The following is a 1,221-nucleotide window of genomic DNA, read 5'->3' as shown; positions in this document are numbered from 1 at the left end:
TCTGTCCGAAAAATCAATATATCAAACTGAATATCAATATTTTAAAAAAAATAAATTTATTTTGTAAAGGTGGTTTTTATAAATAATCTGAAGGAGATTTACACAGATTATTTATTAAAAAAACCATAAAAATTATGCAGACAGATCAGATCATCATCTACCAAACCACAGATGGACAAACAGCAATTGATGTAAAACTAGAAAACGAAACCGTATGGTTAAGCCAGTACGATTTAGCCGAGCTTTTCGAAACAGATCGAACGTCTCTCACGAAACACATCAAGAACATTTACAAAACAGACGAATTAGACGAGGCTTCAACTTGTGCAAAATTTGCACAAGTTCAAACTGAAGGGTCAAGAACTATTAAAAGAGAGATTAATCACTATAATCTCGATCTGATCATTTCCGTTGGCTATCGTGTCAACTCCAAACGAGGTACCCAATTCCGCATCTGGGCCAACAAAGTACTCAAAGAGCGCTTTTTGTCATTCAGAGCTTTTTTGTCATTCAGAGCTTTTTTGTCATTCAGAGCGTAGTGAAGAATCTAGATCCCTCGAAACTCGGGATGACAAAGCCAGCGAAGAATCTAATTTACTAACACACCCAGCTATGCGTGACCACAACTACTTCGTCTACATCCTGACTAATATCAAAAGAAGCGTATTATATACCGGTGTTACTAATGATCTCTCTGCAAGACTGGAAGAACACAAAAACGGCAGTAAACAAACCTCGTTTACAAGCCGTTACAAATGCTATTATTTGGTGTATTTTGAACACCATCAATATATTGATCAGGCAATTGACCGTGAAAAAGAAATAAAAGGTTGGTCCCGCGCTAAAAAAGATGCGTTGATATCTGCAGAGAACAAAGACTGGAAATTCTTAAATGACGAAGATTAGATCCTTCACTTCGTTCTGGATGACAAAATGCAGATATGGAAGACAAAACATCCTGACAAAAACGGAATACTTTATGCCATTGACGGTTCGAAACGCATTGCAGATAATGCATTGGTTGCACTCACACTGATGATCGCCGAAAGCAAAGCAGAAGAAAAAGACATTATGGTGAAAGTGATTGTAAATCTAATAAACTCAAATAATTAAACTTACTCCAGTAAAATACACCGTTTTACTTTATCAAACTTTTGACAGGGATCTAACAAGGTGTTGACAGGGAGTTGACTCGGTCAAATACCTTGTCAACTCCTTCTG

The 1,221-nt window shown here is 36.7% G+C and carries 3 protein-coding genes; all 3 read left to right on the top strand.

Going from position 1 to position 1,221, the window contains the following annotated elements:
• Positions 1-134 precede the first annotated feature (134 nt).
• Positions 135-539 carry a virulence RhuM family protein gene (locus R2Q78_RS21830; RefSeq protein ID WP_316794738.1) on the top strand — a complete coding sequence of 135 codons (405 nt, stop codon included), beginning with the start codon at positions 135-137 and terminating at the stop codon, positions 537-539.
• A gap of 73 nt (positions 540-612) precedes the next feature.
• Positions 613-906, top strand: a complete 294-nt coding sequence (locus tag R2Q78_RS21825) for a GIY-YIG nuclease family protein (protein WP_316794737.1) — start codon at positions 613-615, stop codon at positions 904-906.
• 27 nt (positions 907-933) lie between these two features.
• Complete coding sequence (locus R2Q78_RS21820; RefSeq protein WP_316794736.1) at positions 934-1,113, top strand: hypothetical protein; 180 nt, start codon at positions 934-936, stop codon at positions 1,111-1,113.
• Positions 1,114-1,221: the final 108 nt, after the last annotated feature.

It is taken from the genome of Pedobacter frigoris (genome assembly GCF_032678645.1).
GTDB lineage: Bacteria > Bacteroidota > Bacteroidia > Sphingobacteriales > Sphingobacteriaceae > Pedobacter > Pedobacter frigoris_A.
The sequence above is the reverse complement of the archived record's forward strand: the minus strand, read 5'-3'. Positions and strand labels throughout refer to the sequence as shown.